At 70.2% G+C, this 8,388-nt stretch carries 6 protein-coding genes and 1 pseudogene; all 7 read right to left on the bottom strand.

The window, feature by feature from the left end:
- Nucleotides 1-239: 239 nt before the first annotated feature.
- The gene (locus tag VF697_RS10905) at nt 240-800 is read right to left on the bottom strand and encodes a hypothetical protein (RefSeq protein WP_331094006.1); all 561 of its coding nucleotides are present in this window, start codon (nt 798-800) and stop codon (nt 240-242) included.
- Nucleotides 801-874: 74 nt separating this feature from the next.
- The gene (locus tag VF697_RS10900) at nt 875-1,324 is read right to left on the bottom strand and encodes a cyclic nucleotide-binding domain-containing protein (protein WP_331094004.1); all 450 of its coding nucleotides are present in this window, start codon (nt 1,322-1,324) and stop codon (nt 875-877) included.
- Between the two features lie 38 nt (nt 1,325-1,362).
- Nucleotides 1,363-2,721, bottom strand: a complete 1,359-nt coding sequence (locus tag VF697_RS10895) for an AgmX/PglI C-terminal domain-containing protein (protein WP_331094002.1) — start codon at nt 2,719-2,721, stop codon at nt 1,363-1,365.
- A gap of 17 nt (nt 2,722-2,738) precedes the next feature.
- Nucleotides 2,739-3,020, bottom strand: a complete 282-nt coding sequence (locus VF697_RS10890) for a hypothetical protein (protein WP_331094000.1) — start codon at nt 3,018-3,020, stop codon at nt 2,739-2,741.
- 8 nt (nt 3,021-3,028) lie between these two features.
- Nucleotides 3,029-4,264: a tetratricopeptide repeat protein gene (locus VF697_RS10885; protein WP_331093998.1), complete on the bottom strand. Its 1,236-nt coding sequence runs from the start codon at nt 4,262-4,264 to the stop codon at nt 3,029-3,031.
- Entirely contained in the window at nt 4,261-7,560 is a 3,300-nt protein-coding gene (locus VF697_RS10880; protein WP_331093996.1) for a tetratricopeptide repeat protein, read from the bottom strand. Before VF697_RS10880 ends, VF697_RS10885 begins: the two co-directional genes overlap by 4 nt.
- Nucleotides 7,561-8,388, bottom strand: a pseudogene (locus tag VF697_RS10875) (hypothetical protein); the annotation flags it as partial.

Genomic DNA, 8,388 nt, shown 5'->3' with positions numbered 1-8,388 from the left:
CCCTCACCCACCTTGACGCCATTGCCACCCACCTGTTGGGCATGCCCGAGCGCGGGCCACAACGCCACCATGGCCAGCAGGCACCAGGCCCTCCACTTGTTGGCAGGCTGCGTCATGAAACGGTTGGGGACTCCAGGCCTGGAGTCATACCACGCACATCCCGTGGGCCCGAAGACTTTGCCCTGCTCCCGGCGGCCACACAGGGGCGCTCGCAAGCCGGGTGAGGAGGCGGAGAGACGCTAGCGGACGGAGCTGGCGGGGGGCGGGCGGACGATGATGTTCTCCACCGGCTTGGGGTGGGTCGGGTCTCCCCCGGGGAGGTTCTTGGGCTCCTCCACCTCCACCGAAAGATTCTCGTCCGTGCGGAAGGCGAGCTGCCCGATGCAGGCCTCGGCCTCGGCGCGCAGCTGGGCCACCTTCTGCTGGGCGATCATCAGCTTGGTGTACTCGTGCTCGCTGGAGGTGGACTCGCGGCGGGCCACGGCCTCCTGGAGCGCCACGTCCGCCTGCTCGGAGATGCGCAGCAGGCCCTTGATTCGAGTGAGCTTCTCGTTGACGCAGTTGAGCCTCACCACGTCCTTGGCGCGCCGGGCCTCCTCCAGCTTGCCCAGCATGTCCCGGAGCACCTCGCGCATGGTGGTGAGGGCCTTGGTGCCCCGCTCGAGCTTTTGCGGGTCCGGCACGTCGCTGGCCTTCTCCAGGAAGGGCGAGGCGGCGGGGGCGGGGGCGGGACGTGAAGGGGGCTGTGCCAGGGTGAGCCCGCTCGCGAGCACCACCGCCAGCAGTCCGATGTGGCGCATGTCCTGTGCTCGGGGGCCGCGGCGCATGGCCCCGACGCTAGAGAGGTGGGGCGGGGGTGTCAACGCGAGGGTGCTCACGCTTGCCTGGCCGCGAGCCGGGCGTTGGCCTCGCGCACCCGCGCCGACAGGATGCGGGCGATGTTGATGACGACGAAGGTGAAGCCCTCGCGGTGCGTCTGGCGGAAGGTGGCCAGGTGCTGGGTGGTGAGCCGCAGCAGCACCGCCTCCGAGCGCGCCCGCACCGTGGCGGAGCGGTACTCCTTGTCCAGGAGGCTCATCTCCCCGAAGAAGTCCGGGGCGGTGAGCACCGTGAGGACCCGGGGCTCCCCGCCGCCGTCGCGCCGCAGCACCTCCACCTCCCCGCGGACGATGACGTAGAGGCTGTCGCCCAGCGCTCCCTCCTCGAAGACGATGTCCCCAGAGGCATAGCGCCGTTGCTCGGCCAGCTCGGCCAGGTGCGCCAGCTCCGTGCTGGAGAGCATCTCGAACAGCGGTGACGACGAAATGACGGCCAGCTTCTCCATGTCCCCGACCCCCCGGGATGCGGACTGCCGAGCCGATTCTACCCCGCTGGCGAGAAGACGAACGGGTATGCCACCGGGACTTCGTCGTCTGGTTTGAAGGGGAACACCCAGCTGCGGATGACGGTGCGGATACAACTGCCCACCGCGTCGTTGCCCAGGGTGTTTTCCTCGATTTCGATGTCCCCGGTGCGACCGGAGGGCAGGATGCTGAAGCGCACCATCACCTTGCCCTTGAGGCTCGGGTTGCGCTTGAGCTCCTTCTCGTAGCAGTTCTGGATGGCCTTGAGGCGGACCTTGACGTAGCGGGCGAGCGCCTCGCGGTCCACGTCCGAGCTCTCCACCTCGGGGGTGGAGCTGGTGACGCGGCCGGAGACCTCGACCTCCTTCTTGGAGGAGCCCAGGTCCACCTTGCCGGCGCCGCTGGTGCCCAGCTCGCCGATGCCGGCGACGTTGCCAGTGCCGCCCCCGCGAGGGCCGGTGGCACCCACCGAGGCCTCGGTGGCGATGCCCACGCCGCCCGCGCCGGCCAGCGCCGCGGCGATCTCCCCACCCCCGGTGCTGCCGCCGAGCACGTCCGCGAACGCGCCCCCACCGCCGCTGCCCGAGGAGCCGAGGATCTTCAGGAGGCCCTTGCCCTCCACCTTCTTCACCACCTCGGCGCGCCGGGCGGCCGCCTCCTGGGCGTTGGCGGGCCTGGTGGCCTCGGCGGGCTTGTCCTGCGCGTCATTCGACTGGGGCTTCTCCTCGGTGGCCGCGGCGGCCTGGGCCGTCTCGGCGGCCCGCGGCTTGGGCTCCTCGGGCTTTGGGGGGATGAGCACCCGGGCGAAGCGGTCGGGCAGCTCGTCGAGGGACAGCTCGGGCTCGGGCGGAGGCTCGGAGGCGATGATGATCGCCGCGCCGGAGAAGTGGAGCAGCAGCGAGGCGGCCAGGATGCCGAAGAAGACCCGGTCCATGGTCCGCCACAGGCCGCCCCGGAGGTCGGGGGGAAGCTGGGGCTTCTCGGCCGCGGGCGGCGGGGGGACGAACTGGAAGAAGAGGCTCAGGTCGCCGTCGAGCTCCACCAGCCCGCGGGCGCTCTCCTGCAGGGGCAGCACGTACTGGTGGCCGCGCTGCATGGCCATGCCGTCGGCGCGCAGGGCCTCGAAGTCCACGTCCGAGGAGCCGAGGTGGACGCGGCCCTTCATGCCCGCGCTGAAGACGAGGTTGTACTGGTTGGCGCGGTACTCGAAGACGGTGAAGCGGGCCGGCAGGTCCTCCGACAGCGGCAGCACGAGGGTGCTCTTCGCGTCGCGGCCGACGGTGAGGTCCCCGGGCCGGCGCAGGTGGCGCTCCTCGAGGATGCGCCCGTCCTGGAGGAGGCCGACGCGGAGGATTCGGCTCTGCTGGGTGGAAGCCATGTCTCGTCCCTGGGAACCTAGAAAGGTTCCTTCTCCACGCTCTTGACGACCTTGGGCACGAAGCTCTCGGCCTTGTTGATCTCGTCGAAGTCCAGGTTGGAGCGCTGGAGGATGTAGAAGGCCTGCGGCTTCTGGATGCGCCCCTCGACGGTGATGGCCTCCAGGCGGATGACCTTCTTCTTCTTGGCGGGCTCCTTGTCCTTGGCCTTGTCCGTGGCCGGGGGGGCGGACGTGGCGCTGTCCTCCGCGAGCACGGGCGCGGCGGCGAGCAGGAGCACGAGGGCGAGGGCAGGGCGCATGGGCAGGCTCACTTCTTGTCCGAGGCGACTCTACCCGAGCCGGAGGCGGGGCGGGCAGGGGGCGTGCCTTCCGGGGAGGCAGGTGGAGGAGACGCGTCGGAAGGGGGGGCCTCGGCCTGCTGGGCCTTGCGGAGCTGCTCCCGCTTCTCGCGCTCGCGCCGCCGCTCCTCCTTCTCGAGGCCCTTCCTGGCGTCCTTGACGTAGTCGTCCACGCGCTCGTCGCGGCCGCCCCTGGCGCGGTACTGGTCGAAGAAGGAGAGGCAGGCCTGGAGCCGGACGAGGGTGTCCAGCTCCTGGGGCTCGGCGTCGAGGTGGAGGATGGCGAGGTTGAAGTAGGTGTCCGGCAGGCTCGGGGCGAGGCGCAGCACCTGCTGGTACTCGGCGAGGGCGCGGGCGAAGTCACCCTGGCCCCGGTAGGCGTTGCCGAGGTTGAGCCGGGCGGAGACGAAGTCCGGAGCGGCCCGCACGGCGGCCTCCAGCTCGCGGACGGCGGCGGGGTAGTCCTGGGCCTCGTTGAGCAGGGCGCCGAAGTTGTTGCGCGCCTCGGCGAAGTCCGGCTGGAGCTCCGAGGCCTTCTTGAAGGACTCCAGGGCGGCGGGCTTCGTGCCGAGCGCGAGCTGCACCAGCCCCAGGGTGTTGTGCGTGGCGGGCTCGTCCGGGGCGATGGCGCGGGCGTTCTCCAGCACCATCTTGGCCAGCTCGAGCTTGCGCTCGCGGTAGTACACCTGGGCGAGCAGCTGCATGGCGCGCACGTTGCGCTCGTCCGCCTTGAGGACGCGCTTGGCCTCGGTGGCGGCGGCGTCGAGCTTCTTCTGGCACAGCAGCGCCAGCACGAGCGCGGTGCGGGGAGCCAGGGCCTCGGCGTTGGCCTGGAGCCGCTCGCGCAGCTGGGCCTCGGCCTGGGCGGCGCGGGCGGTGCGGCACTGGAGGCGGGTGAGGTTGTCCCAGGCGGCCTGCTGCTCGGGCTTCAGCTCCAGGGCCTGGCGGTAGGCGCGCTCGGCCTCGTCATTCTTGCCCAGGCGCTCCTGGACGATGCCGAGGTTCGTCCACGCGGTGTCGTCCTTCAGTGCATCCGCGGGGGCTTTGGTGGCCTGTGGCTTCGGGTCCGCGGCCGGGGTGTCCTCCTTCGGAGTGGCGGGGGCGGTCACGGCGGCGGGCTGGGTCTCCGGGCCCGCCTTGGGCGTGGTGGCGCAGGCCGAGGCGAGCAGCAGCAGGCCTGGAACGAGCAGTCGGCGCGGGCTCATGTCCCATCTCCCAGGAGGCCTTCGGGGTAGAGCGGTTCCGAGGCGATGGCGTCCTTCGGCTCCTTGAGCACCGGGTACTCCTTGGGCCGGAAGCGGTGGAGCGACTCGAGCGTGCGGCGGGTCCACTCGTTGGAGATGCGGTTCTTGCGCGCCTCCTGGAGGGTGGCGGCGTAGCTCTCCACGGCCGCGTCCTCGAGCGTCGCCGTCTGCTGGGCGAGCAAGTCCTGGTAGGCCACCACCGCCTCCTCGCCGAGTCGCTTCACGTCCGGGGGGATGGGGGTCTCGATGATGGTGTTGGCGAAGCGCTCCAGGGCGTAACCCCGGCGGTAGAGCGCGGCCAGCGTCCACTCCAGGCGCTTGTAGGTGAAGACGCGGGAGTAGGCGTCGTTGACGGACTTCACCGCGGTGCGCTTGGCGGTGAAGCCGCGCTCCAGCGCCTTGCCCTTGCCACCAATCTTGAGCGTGTCGAACTTGCGGAACTCGGCCTCGGCGAGCTGGAAGCGGCTGTAGGCGGCGGCGTCCGCGGCGATGGGCTGGGTGTCCGGCTGGAGCTTGCGGCGGTCGAACTCGCCGGCGGAAGCCTCGTAGGACTGGAGGGCCGAGCGCTCGTTGCCGAGCTTGCGCCACGCATCGCCGATGCGGCGCCTGGCGTCCACCACCAGCTCCGCCTGGGCGGGCTGGGTGGCGAACTTGCGCACGAAGGCCTCCAGGGCGCGGATCTCCCCCTTCCAGTCCTCGCGCTTCTCGAGGATGAGGGCGGCGCGGAACTGGTTGCGCGGCGCGTCCTGGGCGGTGGGGAAGAGGTCGGCGTAGCGCTGGAAGGCGGAGGCGGCCTCGGCGTAGCGCTGCTGGCCCTCGAGCAGGCGCGCGGCGTTGAAGAGGGCGGCCTCGCGATCCTTCGAGGCGGGGTAGTCCTTCACGAGCTTCTGGTAGCTCACCACCGCCCGGTCGAAGTCGTACGAGTTCTCCGCGTTGACGGCCACGCGGAAGAGGGCCCCATCGGCCAGGGGCGAGGCGGGGTACTCGCGGTAGAGGCGCTCGTAGAGCTGGAGGGCCGAGTCGAAGCGGCGCGTCTTCTCGGAGGCGACGGCGGCGTTGTTGAGGGCCTTGTCGGCGAACTCGTGGCGAGGGGCCTCGTTGACGAGCTCGATGTACTTGGTGGCGGCCTCGTCGTACTTGCCCTCGGCGAGGAGCTGGTCGGCGAGCTTGAAGCGGCCGGCGAGCTTGAAGCGGACCAGGTCCTTGTGCAGGTCGCTGTGGGGGTCGATGACCTCCTTGTTGGAGGCGAGCGTGCCGCTGACGGCCTCGACGCTCTTCCAGTCCTGGTCGATGAGGAAGGTCTCGACGATGAGGTTGGTGGAGAAGCGGGCCACCTCGTTCTGGGGGTAGGCCTTCACGAGGGCCTCGAAGCGCCTGCGGGCCTCGGGGAAGTCGTCGTGGGCGTAGTACAGCTCCGCTGCCTTGTAGGCGATGCCGGGCGAGCGCTCGCTCTGGGGGAGCTTCGCCACGTGGAGGTCCGAGGCGGCCACCAGCTTCGTCTCCAACGCGGAGAGCGGGGTGGGCTGGACCTTCTGGCCCTCGGGGCGCTCGTTGGAGCGCAGCGGGGAGCGCGGGGGGAGGGTGCCCGCCTTGATGTCCGCCTCGAGCTGCTTCTGCCAGGCGAGTACCGCACTGAAGGCGGACTCAGCGAAGTACTTGTTGCCCAGGGATGAGTCGCGCACCCCCTCGTAATGCTTCGCCGCCGCGCCGAACCGCAGCGAGTTGTAGAGGCACTCCGCGTAATAGAACTCCATCTCGTAGGCGTTCTTGCCGCGCGGGAAGCGCTCCAGGTACTTGCCGTAGGAGGTGGCGCCCAGCTCGAAGCTCGCCTTGGCCTGGTCGAACCGGCCCTCCTGCTTGAACACGAGCGCCTGCTGGTGGTGGTAGATGGCGCTGGAGTAGAGGCTCTTCTCGGTCAGGTCGTTCGCGGTGGCGAGCGCGTCCGGATCGTTCTGGTGCTTCTGGTACCACGGGGAGCCGGGCGAGTAGAGCTCGGAGAGCTTCTGGGACTCGGTGGAGGACTCGGTCAGCTTGCGGTCGCGCTCGTACGCCTGGACGATCTTCTGTTGAAGCTGGGGCGCGTCCGGGGCGAGCGGGTCCTTCTGAAGCACCAGCCGGTAGGCGGTGATGGCCGCCTCGTGTTGGGTCTGGTCGAAGTAGACGTCACCCAGGCGCCGGTACACCTCGGCCTCGTAGGGCCGGGAGCCAAGCCTCGCGAAGAACGCCTGGACCTTGTCGAGGCCGCCCCAGGCCTCGTCGGAGAAGGAGATGGCCGTGTACTGGAGCGCTTCCGCGCGCAGGTCGCCGCCGCCGGCCTCCTCGCCCCGGGCGGCGCGCTGGGCCTCGTAGAAGTCCACGAGCGCGACGAAGCGGGTGACGGCCTCGTCGTAGCGGTCCATGCGGTAGTACGTCCAACCCAGCTTGTAGAGCGCCTTGTCGTAGAGCGGGTGCGAGGTGTCGCGCACGGCCGCCTCGTAGGCCTCGGCCGCCCGGGTGAGCGCATCCACCTCGTCGTAGGAGTCGAAGTAGTACTCGCCGATGCGGACCCACGCCTCGGTGGTGAAGCGGCTGGTGGGGTAGCGGGCGATGAGCTGCTGGTAGGTGGCGCGGCTCTCCTCGAAGGCGTTCTGCTTCTCCAGGCAGTAGCCGAGCAGGTAGTACGCGCCGTCGTTGAGCCGGTACTCCGGGAAGCTCGCGAGGAGCTTGCGGTAGAGGGTGATGGACGGGTTGAAGTCCGGCTGCGGCTCGGCAGGGGGCTCGGCGCTCTCGGGGAGGGTGCGCAGCTTCTCCTCGAACCCGCGCATGGCCACCAGGTGCGTGTCGCTGGAGCGCTCGTAGTACAGCTCCGCCAGGCGGAACATCACGTCCGGCGAGTAGCGCGGCTCCTCGGGGTAGCGCCGGAGGAACTCCTCGAAGCGCGCGATGGCCTCCTGGCGCTCCTGGCGCTCCTGCTCCTCCAGGGTGGAGAGGGCCTTCTCGTACGACCCGGACAGCCGCTCGCGCCGCTCCTGGTACTTCTTCTCGATGAGGCGCTGCACCGAGCGCTTGTACTCGCGAGACTCCTCCTCGTAGCGCTGGACGGCCTCGCTCAGCTCCTCCAGCAGCTTCTCCTGCTCGGGCGTGCGACCCAGGCCCGCGAAGCGCGAGCGCACCTGTTGCGCGGGGGCCTCAGCCGCTGACTCCGGATGTGCCGTGTCCCGCGCGGCGGCGCTCGCGGTGGCCAGCGTCAGGAGGGTGAGCAGCAGGGGGCGGCGCATCTAGTGGGTGTCCTCGAGGACTTCCTTGAACTCCACTTCCAGCGAGTGCAGCTCCTCGTCCTTCTGCGAGGACAGCTTCTGAATCTCCGTCGTCTTGTCCTGCTTGCGGGTGAAGGCCACGTCCACCAGTCCCACGTCCCCCTTCAGCACGAGGTCGTAGAACTGCTGGCGCACCTTCTTGAAGCTCTCGTAGGCGATGCGGCCCACCAGGTTGCGCGCGTCGCCGGCCACGGCGACCACCTCCTGGTGGTAGCCCTGGAGGAGCTGCTGCTCGACCAGCACCTTCTCCCGGATGAGCTTGCCGCGCCGCTCCACCTGGGCGCGCAGCACCTGCCGGGACAGCTCCACCCGCGCGCGCAGGGCGTTGGCCCGCTGGCGCGCCTCGTGGGTGCGCCCCACCAGCGCCGCGTCCTCCCCGGACAGCCGACCCTCGGCGGCGGCCAACAGGGCGTGCTCGCGCTGGAGCACCTCGCGGTACCTCGCGCGGATGACGTCCTCTCCGGCGACGAAGGCGTTGGCGGACCCGCGCTCGTCCGCCAGGCGCGAGCGGAGCTGCTGCAGCTCGGCCTGGAGTGTCTCCACCCTCCGCTCCTCGTTGCCGAGCTGGGTGAGGAACTCCCGCTCCTCCTCGGGAGTGTTCTGGCGCTCCGAGCGCGTGTCCTCCACCCACTTGCGCACCGCGGTGGCGATGGCCGTCATGCTCTGCAGCTCGTAGCCCAGCCGGAAGGCATCGCGGTCCAGCTCGTTCACCCGTTCCTGCATCCGCTCCTTGCGCGCCTCCACTTCCTGCGGGTTCGTGGGCAGCCGGGCGAAGCGCACGCGCAGGGG

The sequence above is a fragment of the Archangium sp. genome, assembly GCF_036388035.1.
Lineage (GTDB): Bacteria > Myxococcota > Myxococcia > Myxococcales > Myxococcaceae > Archangium.
Note: the sequence above shows the minus strand (reverse complement) of the source record. Positions and strands in the feature narration are given on the sequence as shown.